Source organism: Winogradskyella sp. 266wxhm (genome assembly GCF_058964685.1).
This window is the reverse complement of sequence record NZ_CM179559.1, coordinates 1,681,123-1,703,287: the sequence shown is the minus strand read 5'-3', so window position 1 is coordinate 1,703,287 and position 22,165 is coordinate 1,681,123. Positions and strand designations below refer to the sequence as shown.

The 22,165-nt window shown below is 34.7% G+C and carries 20 protein-coding genes and 14 tRNA genes; 14 read left to right on the top strand and 20 right to left on the bottom strand.

What is annotated here, in order from left to right; translation table 11 throughout:
• Positions 1-38 precede the first annotated feature (38 nt).
• Positions 39-1,040, top strand: coding sequence for a tRNA dihydrouridine synthase DusB (dusB, locus tag AC2H4K_RS07390; protein ID WP_281140790.1), 1,002 nt, complete (start codon positions 39-41; stop codon positions 1,038-1,040).
• On the opposite strand, the gene AC2H4K_RS07385 is transcribed toward dusB, so the two are convergent.
• Both AC2H4K_RS07385 and rbfA read right to left on the bottom strand, forming a co-directional pair.
• Positions 1,037-2,236, bottom strand: a complete 1,200-nt coding sequence (locus tag AC2H4K_RS07385; protein ID WP_281140791.1) for an ABC transporter permease — start codon at positions 2,234-2,236, stop codon at positions 1,037-1,039. The genes dusB and AC2H4K_RS07385 overlap by 4 nt on opposite strands.
• Entirely contained in the window at positions 2,237-2,629 is a 393-nt protein-coding gene (gene rbfA / locus AC2H4K_RS07380; protein WP_281140792.1) for a 30S ribosome-binding factor RbfA, read from the bottom strand.
• 106 nt (positions 2,630-2,735) lie between these two features.
• Here rbfA and mce point away from each other — a divergent pair, with 106 nt between their 5' ends.
• The 3 genes from mce to AC2H4K_RS07365 all read left to right on the top strand — a co-directional run bounded on the left by mce (position 2,736) and on the right by AC2H4K_RS07365 (position 3,765).
• Entirely contained in the window at positions 2,736-3,140 is a 405-nt protein-coding gene (gene mce, locus AC2H4K_RS07375; RefSeq protein WP_281140793.1) for a methylmalonyl-CoA epimerase, read from the top strand.
• Between the two features lie 77 nt (positions 3,141-3,217).
• Positions 3,218-3,291 (top strand) — tRNA-Ile (locus tag AC2H4K_RS07370).
• Positions 3,292-3,564: 273 nt separating this feature from the next.
• Positions 3,565-3,765 (top strand): PID-CTERM protein-sorting domain-containing protein, encoded by a 201-nt coding sequence (locus tag AC2H4K_RS07365; RefSeq protein WP_281140794.1) that lies wholly within the window; start codon positions 3,565-3,567, stop codon positions 3,763-3,765.
• Here AC2H4K_RS07365 and AC2H4K_RS07360 read toward each other — a convergent pair.
• Positions 3,762-4,352: a riboflavin synthase gene (locus AC2H4K_RS07360; RefSeq protein ID WP_281140795.1), complete on the bottom strand. Its 591-nt coding sequence runs from the start codon at positions 4,350-4,352 to the stop codon at positions 3,762-3,764. The two genes, AC2H4K_RS07365 and AC2H4K_RS07360, sit on opposite strands and share 4 nt — an antisense overlap.
• A gap of 97 nt (positions 4,353-4,449) precedes the next feature.
• Here AC2H4K_RS07360 and pdxA point away from each other — a divergent pair, with 97 nt between their 5' ends.
• From pdxA to AC2H4K_RS07310, 10 genes are all read left to right on the top strand, one after another.
• Positions 4,450-5,490, top strand: coding sequence for a 4-hydroxythreonine-4-phosphate dehydrogenase PdxA (gene pdxA, locus AC2H4K_RS07355; RefSeq protein ID WP_281140796.1), 1,041 nt, complete (start codon positions 4,450-4,452; stop codon positions 5,488-5,490).
• Positions 5,491-5,569: 79 nt separating this feature from the next.
• Positions 5,570-6,109 (top strand): YceD family protein, encoded by a 540-nt coding sequence (locus tag AC2H4K_RS07350; protein WP_281140797.1) that lies wholly within the window; start codon positions 5,570-5,572, stop codon positions 6,107-6,109.
• A gap of 8 nt (positions 6,110-6,117) precedes the next feature.
• A complete protein-coding gene (gene rpmF / locus AC2H4K_RS07345) occupies positions 6,118-6,321 on the top strand; it encodes a 50S ribosomal protein L32 (RefSeq protein ID WP_281140798.1) in 204 nt (67 codons plus the stop codon).
• Positions 6,322-6,499: 178 nt separating this feature from the next.
• Positions 6,500-7,495, top strand: a complete 996-nt coding sequence (locus AC2H4K_RS07340) for a beta-ketoacyl-ACP synthase III (protein ID WP_281140799.1) — start codon at positions 6,500-6,502, stop codon at positions 7,493-7,495.
• A gap of 30 nt (positions 7,496-7,525) precedes the next feature.
• Entirely contained in the window at positions 7,526-8,011 is a 486-nt protein-coding gene (accB, locus tag AC2H4K_RS07335; protein ID WP_281140800.1) for an acetyl-CoA carboxylase biotin carboxyl carrier protein, read from the top strand.
• Between the two features lie 84 nt (positions 8,012-8,095).
• Positions 8,096-9,448 carry an acetyl-CoA carboxylase biotin carboxylase subunit gene (accC, locus tag AC2H4K_RS07330; protein WP_281140801.1) on the top strand — a complete coding sequence of 451 codons (1,353 nt, stop codon included), beginning with the start codon at positions 8,096-8,098 and terminating at the stop codon, positions 9,446-9,448.
• A 106-nt stretch (positions 9,449-9,554) separates the two neighbouring features.
• A complete protein-coding gene (locus AC2H4K_RS07325) occupies positions 9,555-12,242 on the top strand; it encodes a zinc-dependent metalloprotease (protein WP_281140802.1) in 2,688 nt (895 codons plus the stop codon).
• Positions 12,243-12,294: 52 nt separating this feature from the next.
• Positions 12,295-13,410 carry an NAD(P)/FAD-dependent oxidoreductase gene (locus tag AC2H4K_RS07320; RefSeq protein WP_281140803.1) on the top strand — a complete coding sequence of 372 codons (1,116 nt, stop codon included), beginning with the start codon at positions 12,295-12,297 and terminating at the stop codon, positions 13,408-13,410.
• A gap of 3 nt (positions 13,411-13,413) precedes the next feature.
• Positions 13,414-14,115, top strand: coding sequence for a monofunctional biosynthetic peptidoglycan transglycosylase (gene mtgA / locus AC2H4K_RS07315; RefSeq protein ID WP_281140804.1), 702 nt, complete (start codon positions 13,414-13,416; stop codon positions 14,113-14,115).
• A complete protein-coding gene (locus AC2H4K_RS07310; RefSeq protein ID WP_281140805.1) occupies positions 14,096-14,554 on the top strand; it encodes a GreA/GreB family elongation factor in 459 nt (152 codons plus the stop codon). Before mtgA ends, AC2H4K_RS07310 begins: the two co-directional genes overlap by 20 nt.
• Before the next feature lie 44 nt (positions 14,555-14,598).
• On the opposite strand, the gene AC2H4K_RS07305 is transcribed toward AC2H4K_RS07310, so the two are convergent.
• From AC2H4K_RS07305 to AC2H4K_RS07225, 17 genes are all read right to left on the bottom strand, one after another.
• Entirely contained in the window at positions 14,599-15,999 is a 1,401-nt protein-coding gene (locus tag AC2H4K_RS07305) for an RtcB family protein (protein WP_281140806.1), read from the bottom strand.
• Positions 16,000-16,174: 175 nt separating this feature from the next.
• The gene (locus AC2H4K_RS07300) at positions 16,175-17,275 is read right to left on the bottom strand and encodes a slipin family protein (protein ID WP_281140807.1); all 1,101 of its coding nucleotides are present in this window, start codon (positions 17,273-17,275) and stop codon (positions 16,175-16,177) included.
• A gap of 713 nt (positions 17,276-17,988) precedes the next feature.
• Positions 17,989-18,073 (bottom strand) — tRNA-Tyr (locus AC2H4K_RS07295).
• 1,052 nt (positions 18,074-19,125) lie between these two features.
• Positions 19,126-20,118, bottom strand: coding sequence for an RNA ligase family protein (locus tag AC2H4K_RS07290; RefSeq protein ID WP_281140808.1), 993 nt, complete (start codon positions 20,116-20,118; stop codon positions 19,126-19,128).
• Positions 20,119-20,240: 122 nt separating this feature from the next.
• The gene (locus tag AC2H4K_RS07285) at positions 20,241-20,726 is read right to left on the bottom strand and encodes a ribonuclease H-like YkuK family protein (protein WP_243473254.1); all 486 of its coding nucleotides are present in this window, start codon (positions 20,724-20,726) and stop codon (positions 20,241-20,243) included.
• A 33-nt stretch (positions 20,727-20,759) separates the two neighbouring features.
• Positions 20,760-20,832 (bottom strand) — tRNA-Phe (locus AC2H4K_RS07280).
• A 6-nt stretch (positions 20,833-20,838) separates the two neighbouring features.
• Positions 20,839-20,911, bottom strand: a tRNA-His gene (locus AC2H4K_RS07275).
• Positions 20,912-21,023: 112 nt separating this feature from the next.
• Positions 21,024-21,094 (bottom strand) — tRNA-Gln (locus tag AC2H4K_RS07270).
• A 6-nt stretch (positions 21,095-21,100) separates the two neighbouring features.
• Positions 21,101-21,172, bottom strand: a tRNA-Arg gene (locus AC2H4K_RS07265).
• Between the two features lie 5 nt (positions 21,173-21,177).
• A tRNA-Leu gene (locus AC2H4K_RS07260) sits at positions 21,178-21,251 on the bottom strand.
• Positions 21,252-21,257: 6 nt separating this feature from the next.
• Positions 21,258-21,343 (bottom strand) — tRNA-Leu (locus AC2H4K_RS07255).
• Positions 21,344-21,348: 5 nt separating this feature from the next.
• Positions 21,349-21,421: transfer RNA gene (locus AC2H4K_RS07250), tRNA-Met, on the bottom strand.
• Positions 21,422-21,426: 5 nt separating this feature from the next.
• A tRNA-Glu gene (locus AC2H4K_RS07245) sits at positions 21,427-21,499 on the bottom strand.
• 6 nt (positions 21,500-21,505) lie between these two features.
• Positions 21,506-21,577 (bottom strand) — tRNA-Asp (locus tag AC2H4K_RS07240).
• Positions 21,578-21,754: 177 nt separating this feature from the next.
• A tRNA-Pro gene (locus AC2H4K_RS07235) sits at positions 21,755-21,827 on the bottom strand.
• A gap of 5 nt (positions 21,828-21,832) precedes the next feature.
• Positions 21,833-21,919 (bottom strand) — tRNA-Ser (locus AC2H4K_RS07230).
• A gap of 6 nt (positions 21,920-21,925) precedes the next feature.
• Positions 21,926-21,999: transfer RNA gene (locus AC2H4K_RS07225), tRNA-Lys, on the bottom strand.
• Positions 22,000-22,165 lie beyond the last annotated feature (166 nt).

Genomic DNA, 22,165 nt, shown 5'->3' with positions numbered 1-22,165 from the left:
ATCTTAAAAAGTCTTAGCTTTGCAATAAAATTCTACACTTGGTTAAAATTGACAACATAGAACTACCAGATTTTCCTTTGCTTTTAGCACCAATGGAAGATGTTAGTGATCCACCTTTTAGAGCTTTATGCAAAGAGCAAGGTGCCGATGTGGTATATACTGAATTTATCTCCAGTGAAGGTCTGATTCGTGATGCTGCAAAAAGTGTTATGAAGCTAGATATTTATGAAAAGGAACGTCCTGTTGGTATTCAAATTTTTGGTGCCAATATGGAAAGCATGTTGCAAACCATAGACATTGTTGAAAAATCCAACCCAGATATCATAGACATTAATTTTGGTTGCCCTGTAAAAAAAGTGGTATCTAAAGGTGCAGGTGCAGGAATTCTAAAAGATGTCTGTTTGATGGAGCAATTGACTGCTGAAATGGTAAAACGCACTAACTTACCTGTAACTGTAAAGACACGATTGGGTTGGGATCACGATTCTATAAAAATTGTCGAGGTTGCCGAAAGACTTCAAGATGTGGGTTGCAAGGCCATATCCATTCATGGTCGTACACGTGCACAAATGTATAAAGGAAATGCCGATTGGAAACCTATAGCTGAAGTAAAGAATAATCCAAGAATGCACATTCCTGTATTTGGTAATGGTGATGTTAATACTCCAGAACGCGCTTTAGAAATGCGAGACAGTTACGGATTAGATGGAGCTATGATTGGTAGAGCGTCCATAGGGAATCCATGGTTTTTTAAACAAGTTAAACACTTTTTTGAAACTGGTGAACATCTAGCACCAATCTCTATGGTAGAGCGTGTAGAAGCCGCTCGTCGTCATTTACAAATGTCAATCGACTGGAAAGGGGAAAAGCTTGGAGTTTTTGAAACCAGAAGACATTATACAAATTACTTTAAGGGTATTCAAGATTTTAAGGAATATCGCATGAAAATGGTAACAAGTGATGAGTCAAAAGATGTGTTTGATACTTTCGATGAGGTCTTAGATAAATTTGCAGACTATCAATTTGAACAACAATTCTAAGATTGAATCAAATTCTTTGTGATTCTCTGAGAAGCTATTCTAGAAGCAATTATTCCTAGTGCGAAAATCGTGGCTAACACGACAACGATATTAAAGAATTTCAATACCACAGGATAAGGCAATTCTGGAGTAAGCATTATCAATTCGAAGGATTGCTGGGCCAAAACAATAAGCAAACCAAGGATCACTCCAATAACTCCACTTACAATAGTCATAAGGCTACCTTGTAAAAAGAAAATAGACTTAATGGATTTGGTTTCCGCACCAAGACTAAACAAAGTGCTCAAGGATTTCTTTTTATCTAAAATCATCATAATTATCGCTCCAATAACGTTGAATAAGGCAATGATAATCACTAGTGTGAAAATAAGATAAATAGCTAGGTTTTCAGTATTCAACATTTTGAACAAAGCATCATTTAGTTGCTCTCTGTTTTTTATGACAAAACGATTTGGAAATACGCTTTCTAGCTGAGATCTTATTTCAGATTCATCGGCTTCAGAATTTAGTTTTAACTCTAGAGAACTTATTTGTCTTTCGTTATAATTCAAAAGATTTCTAGCCAATTCAATATTCGAAAAAATATATTTATTGTTTAGTTCTTCATTGATATCAAAAAGCCCAACATTATTTACAAAAGCTGAATTGTAAATACTTTTTAGTGAACTAGATTGCCCAACTCCAGGTTTTGGAACGTAAATAGAAAGCGCTTTTCTGAAATTTAAAATTCCAAAAGAAAGATTATTCGAAATTCCCCATCCAGCAACCACATCATTACTTTTTGATACCCAATTACCCTGTGTTACCATGGAATCTATATTGGTAACCTCAAGAAAATTAGAATCAACACCTTTTAAAGTAGCTAATAAGTTTTTGTTTTCAGATTTAATGATAACACGCTCTTCAATAATTTCAGAATATGAAGCAATACCCTCAATGTTGTTCAGTTTTGAAATATCCTCTTCCGAAAACATAAAAGATTTGCCTTCGGTTGGAATCAATTTTAAATCTGGATCTACAAACGAAGAAAACTCAAGACTAAAATCTTTAAGACCAGCAAATACTGAAAGGACTATAAAAAGTGCGGCAGCAGCAATAATAACACCAGCCGAAGCAATGAGCGTCATAATATTTATAGCATTATTACTGCTTTTAGAAAACAGGTAACGTTTTGCTATATATAATGGAAAATTCACTTAAGATTTTTTGCGCTTGCCTAATAAATCTGGGTTTTCAAGAGGATTATCCTCACCTTTTAGAGAACGCTCAATACCATCGATATATTCTAGAGAATCATCAATAAAAAACTCGAGCTGAGGCATGCGTCTTAGCTGATGACGCGTACGTTGTGCCAATTCGTGCCTAATTAAAGGTTTGTTAGACCGTATACCTTCCAACAAAGGTTTTGCTTCTTTATTCGGAAATATACTTAAGTAAACCTTAGCTATAGAAAGATCTACAGTAACATTCACCTTGGTCACCGAAATAAGGATGCCTTTTAATCCACCTTCAGAAGCGGCACGTTGCAATACATCTACCAAATCTTCTTGTAGAATTCCCGCTATTTTTTTCTGTCTATTACTTTCCATACTGCAAAAGTAGATGATATTAGGGATAATCTCGATTTAAAATAACAAAAATCATTTTTTTAAACCTTAATTTTCACGTTATTGAACCTACAAAAGTATACATATCATGAAAAAAATTGAACATATAGGTATTGCGGTAAAAGATATAGACACTTCAAACGAGCTCTTCGCATCATTATTTGGAAAGGAGCATTATAAGATTGAAGATGTAGAAAGTGAAGGTGTAAAAACTTCTTTTTTTGAATGTGGGCCAAATAAAATAGAATTATTACAAGCCACGAATGAAGAGAGTCCGATTGCTAAATTCATTAAGAAAAAGGGAGAAGGGATTCATCATATTGCTTTTGCTGTAGATGATATTGAAAGTGAAATAGCCCGATTAACAGGTGAAGGTTTTAAGATGATTCATGAAAAACCTAAACGAGGTGCAGACAATAAATTGATTGCATTTTTACATCCAAAATCTACAAATGGTGTATTAATAGAGTTGTGCCAAGACATTAAGGAATAATTTTCTTGTAGAGTTTTAAAATATGTAGTAATATTGCACACTCTTTTTAAAAGAGTAGTGTTAGCATAATGCTAATTGGTCCTATAACTCAGTTGGTTAGAGTATCTGACTCATAATCAGAAAGTCCCTGGTTCGAGCCCAGGTGGGACCACAAATTAAGCCTTACAGAAATGTGAGGCTTTTTTGTTTCTACAAAATTCAGATTTTAAGTAAATTAATTGTAAGATTTTGGTTTTTTGCCCTAGGCAATATAAATTTAATATTATATTTGCGTTAAATACGCATCAAAAAATGTGAGAATCTTCCCTATTTTTACCACATTTTAAGTATTTCGTCGACAATATTTGTCGTTTAAAGATGCTTTTTGATTAATAAAATTTTTTTGACTCGGTTTTTTTTATACTTTTACGGCAGTTTTAACAGTATGCAGAATAAAAATATGTTTGCCTCAATCTTATTTTTTTTCGTAAGTGTAGCATCTATTGCTCAGGTGAATCAACCACCTCCGCCTGCTCCACCACCTCCACCATTTCTTCCTATAGACAATGGAGTTGTGTTTCTTTTTATTGCTGCTCTTATTTATGGAGCCTATAAAGTTTATAAGATATCAAGAAAAGTAGCTTAATTTCTTAGCTCGTTAAGTCGTTTTACATATTTACCTATTACATCAAATTCTAGATTAACAGAATCTTTAACCTTGAGTTCTTTAAAACTTGTATGGTTATAAGTATAAGGTATTATAGCTACAGAAAAACTATTTATTTTAGAATCAACAACAGTTAAGCTTACACCATTTACTGTAATTGAGCCTTTTTCAATAGTGATGTTACTTAACTTTTCATCATACTCAAAAGTGTAAACCCAACTACCGTCTTGTTCTAATATATTTGTACAAATAGCCGTCTGATCTACGTGACCTTGTACGATATGGCCATCAAGTCTATCACCAAGTTTCATAGCGCGCTCAATGTTTACAATGTCTCCTTCTTTCAATAAGCCAAGATTTGTTTTGTTCAGAGTTTCTTGTATGGCCGTTACAGTATAACGGTTACCATCAATGGCAACGACGGTTAAACATACACCATTATGAGCAACACTTTGGTCTATTTTTAGTTCGTTTGTTATAGAAGTTTTCAGGGTAAAGTGAAGATTTCCACCGTCAGATTCTATTTTCTCTATGGTTCCAAGATCTTCAATAATGCCAGTAAACATAAATTGTACTTTATTTGGTTAAATTTGCATTTACAAAGTTATGTACATATTATACACCAATAACCAATTTTAATAAAAAAATAGGATAGGATAGTAGATGAAAAAACAAACACATATAATTGTTGGTATTTCTGTTGGTGACCTTAACGGCATTGGACCTGAGATTATTATTAAATCATATGAAGACCCTAGATCTTTAGAATTAAGCACTCCTGTAATTTTTGCATCTAGCAAAACCATGCAGTTCTTTAAAAACCATTTTGATAGTAAAATCAACTTTTTCAATATAGATTCACCAGATAAAGTGGTTCATGGAAAAGTAAATGTGGTAAACGTATGGAAAGAGCCAGTAAAAATAGAGTTTGGTAAAGAAGATAAGAAAATAGGTGAATATGCTATTAAGTCGCTTGAGGCAGCTACCAAAGCTTTAAAGGAAGGATTAATAGATGTTTTGGTGACAGCTCCTATTAATAAGCACAATATTCAGTCAGAAAAATTTAACTTCCCAGGTCATACGGATTATCTTGCCAGAGCATTAAACGGAAAAAGTCTAATGTTCATGGTTTCGGATAATTTACGTGTGGGTTTGCTTACAGATCACGTGCCTTTAAAGGATGCTAGTAATCATATTACAGAAGCGCTAGTAAAGGAAAAAATAAGTACGGTTACAAAATCATTGAAACAAGATTTTGGAATTAGAAAACCAAAAATAGCCGTATTAGCTATTAATCCTCATGCAGGGGACAATGGTGTTATAGGAAATGAAGATGATACTGTTTTAAAACCAACACTAGAAAAAATAAAAGCAAATGGCACTTTAGTTTATGGTCCTTATTCTGCTGATAGCTTTTTTGGCTCGAACACTTATAAAAATTTTGATGCTATTATTGCTTCATATCACGATCAAGGATTAATACCGTTCAAAACTATAGCCTTTGGCAAAGGAGTAAATTATACTGCAGGATTGGAAAAAGTAAGAACCTCACCCGATCATGGTACAGCTTACGAAATTGCAGGAAAAGGTGTGGCAGATGAAAGTTCTATGAAACAAGCTATTGTAGCTGCAATTAAAATTTTTAGAAACCGAAGGGAATACGATTTTTACAGTAAAAACCCGCTAAAAAAGGCTTCTAAATAGTTATAAACAAAATTTGTTGATATCTGTCCTTTAAATAAGGAAAAATTATTATATTTGCACGCTCAAAATGAATGTGGTAATGAAGGAATTAAAAGAATATATAATCCCTTTCGTTGGATTAAAGCTTGGAGAACATCATTTTGAATATGAAATAGACAATAAGTTCTTTCAGCATTTTGAATACGATGAGTTTAATGAAGTTGACGTAAAAATTGATCTAAACTTCCAGAAAAAAACAACACTTTTAGAGTTACTTTTTTCAGCGAGTGGATCTGTAAACGTTAACTGCGATATTACTAATGAGCCTTATAATCAAGAAATTGAAGATACCTATAAATTGGTTGTAAAGTTTGGTGAAGAGTATAATGATGACAATGAAGACATATTGATTGTTCCGCATGGTGAATATGAAATCAACGTTGCTCAATATATATACGAACTCATTATTTTGGCTGTACCTGCAAAGAGAGTACATCCAGGTGTTGAAGATGGTACATTAAAATCTGAGATACTTTCAAAACTAGAAGAATTGAGTCCTAACAAGGAAAAAGAAGAGAAAACGTCAGAGGAAATTGATCCTCGTTGGAATAATTTAAAGAAACTATTAACGGATAAATAACATTTGAAATGGCACATCCAAAGCGTAAAATATCAAAAACCAGAAGAGATAAAAGAAGAACACATTATAAAGCTTCTGCTCCTCAAATAGCAACTTGCCCAACTACTGGTGAGCCACATTTATATCACAGAGCTCACTGGCACGAAGGAAAATTATACTACAGAGGTCAAGTATTAATTGACAACTCAGTTGAAGAAGAAAACGTTGCATAATTATTATGCATGCATATAAGAAAACGCTCACTTGTGAGCGTTTTTTTTGTTTTAATTTTCTGAATCAATCAAATTCTACTTAATTTGCACTATTATTTGCCAAAAAGTGTTTAAAAATGGTTAAAAACAATTGATTTTTAGCATTTTTCTATACTTTTAATTAATCTAAAAGCTAAGAATGAGTAAAATCACAGCGGCAATTACAGGTGTCGGCGGTTACGTCCCAGATTTTGTTTTAACGAACAAAATACTAGAGACAATGGTAGACACAAATGACGAGTGGATAACTACTCGTACCGGAATTAAAGAAAGAAGAATTCTTAAGGAAGAAGGAAAAGGCACCTCTTTTTTAGCCATAAAAGCAGCGGAAGATTTAATCCAAAAGAAAGGTTTAGATCCAAAAGAAATTGAGTTGGTTATTGTATGTACAGCTTCGCCAGACATGAAAGCGGCGTCAACAGCAGCATACACTGCTACTCAAATAGGGGCAGTAAATGCATTTTCTTTCGATTTAGAAGCGGCTTGTTCCAGCTTTTTGTTTGGAATGTCTACAGCAGCAGCTTATATAGAATCTGGACGTTATAAAAAAATACTTCTTATAGGTGCAGATAAAAACTCATCATTTATAAACTATAAAGACAGAGCTACTTGTATTATCTTTGGAGATGGTGCAGGGGCAGTACTTTTTGAGCCAAATGAAGAAGGTCTTGGACTTCAAGATGAGCTTCTAAGAAGTAATGGTGAAGGAAGAGAGTTTTTACAGGCCACTTATGGTGGTTCTTCATACCCTATTACACAAGAAGCATTTGACGAAGGCAAGCATTTTGTATTCCAAGATGGAAAAACAGTATTCAAAAATGCAGTTTTTAATATGGCTGATGTGGCTGAAAGAATACTAAAAAGAAACAACTTAACTAACGACGATATAGCTTGGCTGGTAGCACACCAGGCAAACAAGCGTATTATTGATGCAACTGCTAATCGCATCAATTTGGAAGAAGGAAAAGTTATGATGAATATCCAGAAATATGGAAATACAACATCTGCGACTTTACCTTTATTATTAAACGATTACGAATCTCAACTAAAAAAAGGCGATAATATTATTTTTGCTGCTTTTGGTGGTGGATTCACTTGGGGCTCAATTTATTTTAAATGGGCTTATAATTCTTAATAACAACTAACTAACAAAATATCTAAAATTATGGATTTAAAAGAAATTCAGAACTTAATAAAATTTGTAGCTAAATCAGGCGCAAGTGAAGTTAAGTTAGAAATGGATGACGTTAAAATTACCATTAAAACAGGTTCAGAAAATGAAACGACTATAGTTCAGCAAGTACCAATGCAAGCTGCACCTATGGTACCTCAAGCTGCACCAGTTGCTCAACCAACTGCGCCAGCAGCAGAGAGTGCGCCAGCGGCTACATCAGCTAGTGAAGATTCAAAATATATTACAATAAAATCTCCAATTATAGGAACTTTTTATCGCAAACCAGCACCAGACAAACCAGTATTTGTTGAGGTGGGTACAGCAATTAAAGAAGGAGATGTTCTTTGTGTGATTGAGGCAATGAAATTATTTAACGAAATAGAATCTGAGGTATCAGGTAAAATTGTTAAAGTTTTAGTAGATGACGCTTCTCCAGTAGAATTTGATCAGCCATTATTCTTGGTTGACCCATCTTAATGTAAAATCCCAATTTTCAATTCCAAATTCCAATATATTCTATTTCGGAGTTTGTTTTTTGAATATTGAAAATTTGAAGAGTTTATGTTTAAAAAAATATTAGTTGCCAATAGAGGTGAGATAGCACTGCGTGTTATTAGAACCTGCAAAGAAATGGGCATTAAAACAGTAGCTGTTTATTCAACAGCAGATGCAGACAGTTTACACGTTAAGTTTGCAGATGAAGCTGTTTGTATTGGTCCAGCACCAAGTAGCGAGTCTTACTTAAAGATATCAAATATTATAGCAGCTGCAGAAATCACAAATGCAGATGCCATTCACCCTGGTTATGGATTCTTGTCTGAAAATGCAAAGTTTTCAAAGATATGTGAAGAGCATGGTATAAAATTCATTGGTGCTTCAGAAGAAATGATTTCCAAAATGGGAGACAAAGCAACAGCTAAAGCTACAATGAAAGCAGCGGGAGTCCCATGTGTTCCAGGTAGCGAAGGTATTATCGCTAATTTTGAAGAGTGTGAAAAACTAGCCAAGGAAGTTGGTTACCCTGTAATGCTTAAAGCAACCGCAGGTGGTGGTGGAAAAGGGATGAGAGCTGTTTGGAAGCAAGAAGACCTTAAAGCGGCTTGGGATTCGGCTAGACAAGAATCTAAAGCAGCATTTGGAAATGATGATATGTATATGGAGAAGCTTATAGAAGAACCTCGCCATATCGAAATCCAAATTGTTGGTGATTCTAGAGGTAAAGCCTGCCATCTGTCTGAAAGAGATTGCTCTGTACAAAGACGTCACCAAAAGCTAACTGAAGAGGTGCCTTCACCTTTTATGACAGACAAGCTTAGAGCTAAAATGGGAAAAGCTGCGGTTAAAGCTGCGGAATTTATAAAATACGAAGGAGCTGGTACAGTAGAGTTTTTAGTAGATAAGCACAGAAATTTCTACTTTATGGAAATGAATACGCGTATCCAAGTAGAGCACCCAATTACAGAACAGGTTATTGATTTCGACTTAATAAGAGAGCAAATATTAGTTGCGGCTGGAGTGCCGATTTCAGGAAAGAATTATACGCCAAACTTACATTCAATTGAGTGTAGAATTAATGCAGAAGATCCTTTCAATGATTTTAGACCTTCTCCAGGACGTATTACAACGCTTCATGCGCCAGGTGGTCATGGTGTTCGTTTAGATACACATGTTTATGCAGGTTATAGCATTCCACCCAACTATGATTCTATGATTGCTAAGTTGATTACCACAGCTCAAACAAGGGAAGAAGCTATCAACAAAATGAAAAGAGCATTAGATGAGTTTGTTATTGAAGGAATAAAGACTACGATTCCTTTTCATCGACAATTGATGGATCATCCAGATTACTTAGCTGGTAACTATACCACTAAATTTATGGAAGATTTCAAAATAAAAGACATAGTTGAAGAATAAAAAAGAACCTAGGCGCGAGCTTGGGTTTTTTTGTGTAAAAAACTTACTCTTTTTTGACATTCGAATAAATACAGTTATCTTTAAAGATTCTAAATAAAATAATCTCATGAAAAAAAATTACTTTATCAAAATTACAGCTTTTGCAGTAGTGTTTTTTTCTTTGTCTGTAACCGCCCAAAGTACAAAGAATTACTGGAGTGAAGTCAGTGATAGTGATGCAAAAAAATCCGAACAAATACTAAGAAAAATTAGTCTTAAGAAAGAAAAGTTTTATCAATTAAATATTGATGGATTAAAAAATAGTCTAAATAATATTGGAACTAGAGAGAATATTGGAAATACAATCATTTCGTTTCCGAATTCTCAAGGTGAAATAAATAGATACAAGGTATTTGAGGCCTCTGTAATGGACGCTCAACTCCAAGCGGAATTTCCAAATATAAGATCATATGCAGGGCAAGGAATAGACAATCCTGCTGAGATTGTTAGGTTTACCATAACCCCAAAAGGATTGAATGCGATGTTTTTAGGAACAAAAAATGGAACACAATTTATTGATCCTTATACCATAGATGGTAAAACTTATACAGTTTATTCAAAAAGAAGTTTAAATACACCAGACTTCGAGTTTGAGTGTGCAGTTATTGATGATGAAGAAATATTGAACAAAACTTTTGAAGAAAGTTCGATTGCGAAAAATGCGGATGATGGAATCTTAAGAAATTATCGCTTGGCTATTGCTGCTACTGGGGAATATACTGCGTTTCATGGCGGAACTGTTTCTGGAGCTATGGCCGCAATAGCGACTACAATAACTAGAGTTAATGGGATTTATGAAAGAGATTTGTCTATAACAATGACATTAGTTGCAAACAATTCTTCTATTGTGTATACAAATGCTTCAACAGATCCATTTGATAATGATAATGCAGGACTTTTAATTAATCAAAGTCAAACAGTAATTGATGGAGCTATTGGAAGTGCAAACTACGATGTGGGTCATACTTTTAGCACAGGAGGTGGAGGTTTAGCTGCTTTGGGTTCTTCTTGTGTTAATGGAAATAAAGCTAGAGGTATTACAGGTTCACCTGCACCTGTTGGTGATGCCTATGATGTTGATTATGTTGCACATGAACTTGGGCATCAATTTGGTTCTACACATACATTTAATGGAAATCAAGGAAGTTGTGTTGGTACTAATAGAACAGCTAATTCTGCATATGAACCAGGTAGTGGAAGTACAATAATGGCCTATGCTGGAATTTGTGGTTCTAACAATGTTCAAAATAATAGTGACGATTATTTTCATCAAAAAAGCCTAGATTTAATATGGAATCATATTACATCTTCTGGTGCCTGTCCAACTAATACTACATTCACAGGAAATAACGAGCCAATTGCAAATGCTGGTGCTAATTATACAATTCCACAAGGCACACCATATAAATTAGACGCTAGTTCCTCTTCAGATCCAGATGGTTTAGGTACTTTAACATATACTTGGGAGCAGTATGATTTAGGTACTGCCGGAATGCCTTTAGAAACTTCAGTTACCGGTCCAATAGTGAGATCATTTACTGGTACTAACAATCCAATAAGATATATTCCTAGATTATCAGATATTGTAGCAAATGGTGGTGTTTCTACAGCTTGGGAAAAATTATCTACAGTGAACAGGAACTTAAATTTTAGTTTAACTGTTAGAGATAATGATGCTTCAGGTGGTCAGACAGATGTAGATTTTATGACTGCTACAGTAACTACAGCAGCAGGTCCATTTGTTGTAACATCTCAAAACGTAGATGGGCAATCATGGGATATAGGTTCAACACAAACAATAACTTGGGATGTAGCGGGAACAACTGCAAATGGAGTAAATGAATCTAGTGTAAACATTTTATTATCTACTGATGGTGAAAATTTTGATACTGTTTTAGCGTCTAATGTTCCAAATGACGGCTCTCATGATATTGTTGTACCAAACGTAGCTTCGTCTAGTTGTAGAATTATGGTTGAAGCGGCTAATGGTATATTTTTTAATCTTAATACAGAGGATATTTCAATTGGTGTTACTGTAACTTGCACTGAATACTCTACTGGACCAATTAGTACTTTTATACCAGATGGTACTGGTGCAAATACAGCTGGTACTCCTGTTTTTGTGCCTATTACTATTAATGACAATGAAATTATTGCAGGAAACATTACTGTATCTGTTGATGTTACTCATTCATATATTGGTGATTTGGTAATGCAATTACAATCTCCAAGTGGTTCTTTTGCAAATATTTGGGCGAGAAACTGTAACGATGCTCAATATGGTAATATAGATGTTACTTTTGAAGATGGTGCAACAACTATTAGTTGTAATAGCCCTACTACGGGTACATTTAATCCAGCCAATCCTCTAAGCATTTTTGATGGGGAAGATATTAATGGAACATGGAATTTAGCTTTTGTAGATTTTTGGACAGGTGACACAGGTACAGTAAATAGCTGGTCTCTAGAAATATGTACAGATCAATTATCTGTAGATGAAAATCAATTAGAGAATTTAGCTATTTATCCAAACCCAAACAATGGTGAATTTAATATAGGTTTCAGCCCAAAATCTGGGGAAGATATCGAAATTCAAGTTTATGATATTAGAGGAAGAGCAATCTTTTCTAAAAACTATAATACTACTAGTAGATTTGAAGAAGCTATTAGTTTAAATAATGCACAATCTGGTGTGTATTTATTAACTATAGCAGATGGTTCTAATAAAATAACCAGAAAAATAATAGTAGAGTAAAAACTTAAATTTTTATAGAAAAGCCCCTAAATTTAGGGGCTTTTTTTATGTTATGAACTTTAGCTATTGGGAAATAAAATCATGGTTAGCCAACGTAGATTTCACTATTGTTGGCAGTGGTATTGTTGGCTTAAATTGCGCTTTGTCTTTAAAAGAAATCTATCCAAAAGCTAATATTCTAATTTTAGAAAAAGGGCTATTGCCTCAAGGCGCAAGCACTAAAAATGCAGGATTTGCTTGTTTTGGTAGTTTAAGTGAAATCTTAGACGATTTAAATACACATACCGAAAAAGAAGTTATAGAATTAGTTAAAAATAGAGTTGAAGGCTTGCAATTACTTCGTCAAACTCTAGGTGATTCAACGATAAATTATCAAGCTTTTGGTGGCTATGAGTTGTTTACTGAAAATGACGATTTATTTGAAAATTGCATATCGGAAAAAGATAATGTCAACAACCTGCTAAAGCCAATTTTTAATGCTGAAGTGTTTAGTATTAAAGGCAACATATTCAATTTTAAGAATATCAAAAGTCAATACACTTTTAATGCTTTTGAAGGTCAGATAGATACTGGAAAAATGATGGAAGCACTTCTTCAAAAAGTACAATCTAAAGGCATTAAAATTTTAAATAGTATCACTGTTGAAAGCTTTTCAGAAGATCAAGGATCAGTTAAAGTAAAAACCAATCAGTTCGATTTTTCAACCTCAAAATTAATGATTGCCACTAACGGTTTTGCATCACAATTAAATATTTCTGATGTAAAACCAGCTCGCGCACAAGTATTGATTACAAAACCCATAAAAAACTTACATATACAAGGCACATTTCATTTAGATCAAGGCTATTATTATTTTAGAAATATTGATAATCGTATCCTCTTTGGTGGCGGACGCAACCTCGATTTTAAAACTGAAGAAACTACCGAATTTGCCCAAACAAAACTCATTCAAAACAAATTAGAAACACTTTTAAAAACCACCATTCTGCCAGAAACTAATTTTGAAATCGACTATCGATGGTCAGGAATTATGGGTGTAGGTAAACAAAAAAAGACTATAGTAAAACAACTGTCTAACAAAGTGTTTTGTGGTGTTAGACTTGGCGGAATGGGCGTAGCAATTGGTAGTTTAATTGGTAAAGAATTAGCAGAATTAACTCAAAAATAAGTAATGAAAAGAGTCTTTCGGTTTTTACTAAAATGCTGTGTTTGGTTTGTGATTTTAACAGTCTTATGGGTTGCGATTTATCGATATGTGCCAGTATATTACACGCCATTAATGGCTATTCGTTCTTTTGAAAATACCGAGAAAAATTCAACATTTAAACATGAATGGGTTAATATTGAAGATATTTCTATTAACCTTCAAAAAGCTGTGATTTGCAGTGAAGATCAAAAGTTTTTAATCCATAATGGGTTTGATATTGAAGCGATTGAAAAAGCTTACGAAAACAATAAAAAATCAAAACGCATTAAAGGGGCAAGTACCATAAGTCAACAAACTGCAAAAAATGTGTTTTTATGGCCAAACAGAAGTTGGTTACGCAAAGGTTTAGAAACTTATTTTACCTTTTTAATCGAAAAACTGTGGTCTAAAGAGCGAATTTTAGAAGTGTATCTTAACAGTATCGAAATGGGTAATGGCGTTTACGGTGCTGAAGCAGCAGCAAAGCATTGGTTTGGTACTTCGGCAAAAAGATTAAATATCAATCAAGCCACAGCAATTGCGGCGATACTACCTAACCCTAGACACTACAAAGCACATCCAGCAACGCCTTATATTTCTAACAGAAAACAATGGATAATCAAACAAATGGGTTTTTATGGACCGTTAAAATTTCCGAAGAAAGACAATGAAAAACCAAAGCATTAAAACCCAATTATTACAGCTTTGTAACCAAAGTTTAGACACGCGTTTACAAAATGTTTTGGCTGTTATTGAAGATATAAAACAAAGTCTGCAAAGCGAAACAAAGAGTAGTGCAGGTGATAAGCACGAAACAGGACGCGCCATGTTACAATTAGAGCGTGAAAAAGCAGGACATCAATTAGCCGAAATTGAAAAAACAAAACAAATTCTGTCTAAAATTAATACCGAATCAACCTCTAAAAACATTGGTTTAGGCAGTGTTGTTTTTACTTCACAATCTAATTACTTTATAAGCATTAGTGTTGGTGAACTTAAAGTTGAAAATGAAACCTTTTATGCCATTTCTGCAAATACACCAATTGGTCAATTACTTCTCGGAAAATCGGTTGGTGATGAGGTTGTGTTTAGAAATATGTCCTTTAAAATCACAAAGATTTTATAAATAAAAAAAGCAGACCAACATAAGTCAGTCCACTTTCTTCCTTTCTAAGATTTATTTCTTTTTCTTTTCTCTCTTTTTACACGCCAAGGTGCATTTTTTTGCCAATCGCCAGCCATAATACAACCGTAAGGTAGTACCTCGTCAATAACATTACCTAAACCGTATTCATCCATTTGGTTTCTAACGGTTTGAGCGCTTTTATAAGCGCTTGGCAACTCGGTAATATCAATGTCGCCTGAGAAAAACCGAACATCTAATCCGCGAATTTCTTCCTTAAAAATTTGCATAATGCTTCCCGTTTTGCTCTTTCTATGCTGTGTACGGCTTACGTTTCTACCAGCACCATGTGGCGCAAAACCTAAATTGGTTTTGGTCGTAGCACCTTCAACAATCAATACAGGTTCAGACATATTTAAAGGGATTAATCGTGGACCTGTAATATCGGGCATAAACTTAGCATCCAAAGGTGTTGCACCTTTTGCATGATAAAATAAATCACCATCTTTAAATACAAAGTTATGCTCGTTCCAGTAACGGTTTTCAATGTCAATTTCTAAAGTTTCTGCAACCGAATTATGAATAACCTCATGATTGGTTTTTGTCCATTGTCTTATGGTTTGCAACGCTTGCCAATAGTCTTTTCCTTCTTCTGTTTCAAAAGGAATCCATGCGTTTTGTTTTAAAGTTTCTGGTGATAAGATTTTTCTAAAACGTTCGGCAATTTTCATCCCTTTTGTATACAATCTAGCTCCTGGACCACGAGATCCGTGATGCGTTACCAACATAGTGTTTCCTGTTTTTTTAGATGTACCAACAAACAAGAAATGATTACCATCGCCTTGAGTTCCTAAATGCGCTCTTGCAGCTTGGATCATTTGTTTATCGTTAAGTAAACTATTGTTTTCAAATGCTTCTAATAATTCCTTCGGAAATCTAAATTGCGTATTTCTATCGCGTCCGCCAGGACCAAAATGTGTATTGGCATGAGCTGCATCTAAAATGGCTTTAGGATCTGCTTTTCCAAAGTCTGTTAACATCACCGAACAACAAATATCTGCACTATGCATACCAGGATGAATAGCGTTTTTTGCTACTGCAACACCACCAACAGGAATGGTTCCGTCTGGTCCCGTTGGGCAAGCATCTGGCATGATAGCACCATTGATTAGTGTTGGTGTTTTCATTAAGGTTTGCATCGAGTTAATAACTTTAGAAACGTTATCTTCTTCTAACTCGTTTTCTGCTTTTATGTTAATTGAAAAGTCTAAAGGTTTACTATGTAGTGGTAATGGATCTGGCAACTTAAATTGCTCTAAATAACTTTGTAAAGCATCGCCTTGTAATTGGTTTTTGTTAATGTAAACCAATGCGTCTTTCATCCATTTGCCTTGTCTGTAACCTAAATTGATTAAGTCTTTTCCTGTTATTTTTGTGTTTGTTTCCATTGTTTTATTTCCCACGTAAGTGGTAATGTTTTTTTACTTTTATCTTTCTGTTTTATGAGATTCTTCGCTTTCGCTCTGAATGACATTACAAATATTATAGTGTATTGCGTAATGTTTTTGCGTAGTGAAATTATTTTAATTCTCACAGGTTTTTATACCTGTGAGAATTTTAAAATCACTTGTTTACCGAAAAAATATCCTTTAATTGTTCGATGACGTTACCATTTCCGGCTACGGTGATTTCACCAATTTTATCGGCTATTTTTTCTACGTATTCCATTTCTTTTAATTTAAACAACATACTGTTGTCTTCCATTAATTTTGCGGTATTTAACAAGCTACGTGTTGATGCGGTTTCTTCGCGTCTTGTAATAACGTTGGCTTGTGCTTTTTTTTGTGCAATTAATACTTGGTTCATGATGTCTTTCATATCGCCTGGTAAAATTACATCTCGCATACCGGCATGTAATACGTTTACGCCTAACTTGCTGGCTTGCGCTTTTACGTCTTCTAAAACTGCTTTTGCTATTTGGTCTTTTTGCTCTAACAATTCGTCTAAGGTATAAGCACCAACATAAGCCCTTAAGGCTAATTGCAAGCTTGTGTATAATTGCTTTTCGTAATCTTTATTACTCATTAATGCGGTTTCGATATCGATTACTTTGTATTGTGCATAAAAGTTAATACGCACCGCTGCTTTGTCTTTAGTTAGCAATTCTTGACCGGCAACTTCTAATTGTAACTGGCGTAAATCTGCTTTTGCAATTTTTATAGTTTGGTTGTTTCTCCAGAAGTGGTATGTACCGTGATCTAAGATTTTATCAAACTTATCGTCTACAATCATAATGGCTTTTTCGTAAGCTGCGACTTCAAAAGAGCGTATGTATTGTCTTAATTGCATATTGGTATATAAAGACTTGCTAATGTTTTCTGTGATTTCGATTTTACTTAAATCTACAGTAACAAATTTATAGTCAACTAACGTATTCCAAAATGTGTATTGACCAGCCGTTAACACTTGTTTAAAGTTGTTGTTTGTGTAGACTAAAACCATTTGGTTATCTTCTACGTTTACTACGTGTAACATGTTGGCTAAAGCTTGGTCTTCTAGTAAGATTTCCAATACTTTAGGCGCATTAAAAGCAGTTGTTAAGCTGTATGTTATAACGCTTTCGTTAAAACCTAGCCAATGGTTACCTTGTGTAATTACACGTGTGTAATCACCGTTTTTAAATACTAAACCTACGTTACCTGCATGAATTCTTACTCTTTTCATGATTTCTAATTATTGTGTTCTGATGGTTTTATTTTTAAATCAGAACGGTTATACATTTATAATAGGGTTTTCAAGCATAAGCTGAAAATGATCTATTCTTAGTTAAAACAAAATAAAAGTTAACCATCTTTCTAACTACGGAAATACTATGATTTTATAGCTTTTTAGATAATGTTTAGTAGATGATTTTTAAACGGTCTTTACTGAAAATTTTTCAACAGTTTTGTCTAAAAATGAATCTTTAAAAGATTACCCAAAGTGACTTTAAATACATTAGTATTTCAAGGTGTTGTCTAGACTGCTTTAGCAATTTTTTGCTTGAGCCAGTCCACTTTTACTTTGTTTTTTATAGCCATTTTTTATGTGATGGCAACACTGGTGGTCGATTTTTACAAGTGACCTTCTTGATCAAAAAGATGGATTAAAGTCCATGTTCAAATCTGTAACCTAAATACAGCGCGTTTACCAATTCCGCCACAAGACCGTTAGATCTTGGTAGGATTCGAACCTACAATTTGAATCTATTGCTTAACCGCTAAGCTACTTCCCGTTAGAGAAGACAGGATTCGAACCTGTGTACATAGATGGGATTATTTATTTGGTCAAATAATCTAAAAACCTTCAAGCCAAGTTGCATACAAAAACCTCATACTACACAGCAAGGATTTGTACAATGGTGCTATACCGAAACACTCAACAAGACTTGCTTGATGTGGAAGTAGTAGGACTCGAACCTACACGTTCATTTAAGAAACCAGATTTACAGTCTGGCGAGCCAACCATTTGCTCAATACTTCCGTTTTAATATTTTAAAAAGCGTTCTGAGAATACCTTCGCTTTTAGATAAGCTTTCCTAGTATTATAGCCGTAGCCCTTCTCTAGTTTTCCACACGCTTCTCATTGCTTAGAGAATTGTGTACTTATCCGATGCCTAATACATTACAGCTGTTCAGCAACTTAGACTTGGCCTGCATAGTGGCTTTTTGCCACGCTTTGCAGTTACAAGGGTTGGCTCCCTCACCATTCATAGACGTCCTCTTTACAAGGCGGCCTATTAGAATGTTCACTACACAATAAAGGCTTGCGACCTTCACTGTCCCATATATTGCAATGGGTTTAGGCAACTACTAGCTGCTGTAATGTTCGAAGTCTTTTGCTTTAAGTGATATGGAAAAAAAATTCCAACCTCTGTATTGGATGTACAGCGTCCTTAATTAGACTATATCTTTTGACCTAGAAGAAGGGCTTCGAAAATGGCTTCATAGATTTTAGCCTATAAAATACCAACCTTCTCCTTGCATGCCTCCCAGCACACGGTATGTTAAGTCACCGAACTGTTTCCAATCGGGTAACTTTAATACTGCAATACGCTCCGCTAGGCTGGATAACCTAAACGTAACCCATTACTACAACTTTTCCTATTGATGTCTCCACCTCAAGCCTAATTACTGTCGGCTATAAGTTCTTATTTACCTCAGCGGTTGCCCCTTGTAAAAAATAACTTATATGAGTTGCTTGCTTACGTGTACTGCTTTCGCGTAAAAGCAGTCTCCATTTACTGTGTCAGCAAACAGATTTATCCTTGTTACCAAGTTTATCTAAGGACGATAAGCCGCCCGTTACCTCTTAAAAAAGTTGTCATTCTGAACTCGTTTCAGATTGACAAAGCAGTTTTTAAGAAAGTAATATTTTTAATGTCAATGAACGTTTTTGTTTATTAAGCTCTGCCAGCGTTATGTCTGGCAGAGCACTACTTTAAAGTCTGATTCCAAAGACTTTTTTTATTTACCCTGCAAATATTTTATGATATTGCGCATTCTTTTTGCGTAGTAAAAATTATTTTATAAATTTTAATTTATTTGCAGTAATTCTTGTCTAACAAGTTGTGCTGCAAATTGATTTAACTGTTTAGTTATTTGTTTTTGCTCTGACTTCTCTAGAGTGTCAAACGGTGTTTTAAACTCTTTTAAGAAATCTTCAAGAGCATCTTTTGAAAGTAAACCTATAAGCTTACCAATTTGATTGCTATCTAAGTTACTTTCTTTACTCATTACATTTGCTAAACGGTTTGGGTTGATATAGCGTTCTAATTCAGATAATAAATTTTTAACCTCATTAGATAACTCAAGTTTTACAAGAGGCTTTGAATTAGCTTTACTCTTTTCACTCCATTTCGCATTTTTATTTTTTATAATAACACGGCTTCCGTTTGGTAAAAAATGAGGTACTACAGGTTTAATAACAATACCTTCGCAAGTATTGTTTTTTATTTCGGGTAGTTTTAACCATTCAGAAATTTTACTTTCAAACGCATTAGGATAAGCTAAAGCTTCTTTTAATGTGCCTCTAAAAAGTGTCTTAGCATAGAAAAATCTATATGTCTCTAAAAGCTCATTTGCTTCTGTAACATTGAGGTAAAATGCTTGATTGACCATAATATCAAAAGCATAAAACTCGTTGTAAGGTGCATAAAATATACCTTTTTGTACTCTAATAGCTTCTCTGGCTTGCTCTATATCTGGATAACTTCCGCCAAAAATTTCACCAAAAACTGTTATGCTTTCAGTATTTGGGTATTTCGTTTTTACAGCTTTGTAAAGCTTTAGTATTTTTTCATAGTAAAGCTCTTTTATTAAAGCATGGTTATTGAAATGATCTGTATCTTCTAATAGACTTGTGCGTTTGGCAGATTTTAGATCTACGCCATTAGTTATTAAACTAAAGTTAGCACCATGCACTTTTTCTTGTACCACAAAATCATTGCTTTTTATTGTAGCTAGAGCAACACGCTCTATAAATTCTTTACGGTATGCGTTTTCTATTGAATTATATTTTTTAAACATCGTAATTTTCTTTTTTAATTATTAGACATATAACTTCATCTAATAATTCTACCAGGTTCTAGGCTACGTAGAACCCAGCAGAATCCCTTAAAAGAATAGGAACCTATTCTAGAGTGAAGTATTTATACCACCTTATCTGCACAAGATGAACTTGCAAATGCATAAGGTTTTGCTTTAAAGACAAATCCCATTCCTAGGATATAGCCCATGGCATCTTTAAGTGCTACATTAGATTCAAACTTTGGATCTGTATTAATATCTGCATGTACCTCTAGTTCTACATTGTACTTGTCTAGTATATCGCAGATGGCGTATGCCACTTCTACGGACATGGTAACCTCTCTAAGCATACGCTCTTTAATACTGATTTTCTTTGTCCCTTTATAATTTCTCATAAACATAAAACCACCCTTACCTTCTCTAAGTACCACAATTACCGTAGCATACTCCACATGAGATTTATAGGCTTGAGAATCTGACCCAACACAAATCTTTAAGCGATGTCCAGCTTCTTGCTCTTTTATAATGGCGTTTTCGATAATGTTTGTAATTGGCATATCGAAAACTTTACCGCTAAAGTTTCTCCATTTTTGTTGTACAATTTTCATCAGTTCTCATTTTTTAGTTAAACATTTATTTTGTGGAACAAACTGGACTCGAACCAGTATCTTCTGGGCTTCAACCAGACGCATAGACCTGCTTTGCTATTGTTCCATTTTTGGGTGATTTCGGGACTCGAACCCTATTCTTCTCATTCACAGTGAGACATTTTACCTGTTAAACTAAAACCACCATATTTAGTTCTGACAAAAGGAGTTGAATGCTTCGACTATGCTCAGCACAGGCTCTTTATCCACAAACGTATCAGATTTGCACTTTACCAATTAAGCTATGTCAGAATGTTGTTAACTCAACAGGATTCGAACCTGTACCGAAAGATTCAAAGTCTTCCATGCTGCCGTTACACCACAAGTTATAATTGTAGGTTTAATAGGATTCGAACCTATACCACAAGGGTCGAAACCTTGCATGCTATCCATTACACTATAAACCTAGTTGTACAGAGAGTGGGATTCGAACCCACAGAAACCTGATTCTAAGTCAGGTATGTTTTCCTGTTACATCATCTCTGCAAATTGTACCCGTAGTAGGATTCGAACCTACAAGTGCGTATCTGCACCTCAGATTTTAAGTCTGATCTGTTTACCAGTTTCATCATACGGGTATGTGTTGAGATATTAGGACTCGAACCTAAACAATCCGCCTTATGAGAGCGGTGCTCTACCTGTTAAGCTATACCTCAATTTGTACTCTATAAGGGAATCGAACCCTTGTCTTCCGATAGAAAGTCGGATGCACTAAACCACTATGCTAATAGAGCTTTTTGCGGTTCATACGAGAATCGAACTCGTATCTCCCGAGAGACAGTCGGGAAGGATAGCCATTACCCCAATGAACCATTTTGTATATCTACTAGGATTCGAACCCAGACTGAAAGATTAGAAATCTTTAGTGCTATCCATTACACTATAGATATATGTTGCGGAGAGTAAGAGAATCGAACTCTTACTGCTTTTAAGCAGACTTACTTAGCAGGTAAGCACAACAAACCAATATTTGTCTACTCTCCAAATTGTCTAAGAGACAGGATTCGAACCTGCAACCTCTCGCTTCCAAAGCGAGTAAACCAACCATCGTTATCCTCTTAGTTCTGCGGAAGGAGTGGGAGTTGAACCCACACGAGTCATTATATCCTAACTGTTTTCAAGACAGCGGCCACCGCCAATTGACTTGTCCTTCCGTGATGTTGACGCGGTGAGAGTCGAACTCACATCTCCTCGATTAAAAGTCGAGTGCTTTAGCCAGTTAAGCTACGCGTCACTATATTGTATTTCAATGAACAGCATAAAAAAAGCGCCTCGTTTTACGGAAGGCGCTTTCTTTATATTAATATGAATGCATTAACTTATGTATCCATAACCTTCCTAGTATATATTTTAAATCTTTCATCATTCTCTATCTCGACCATACATTTCGGTGAACGCGA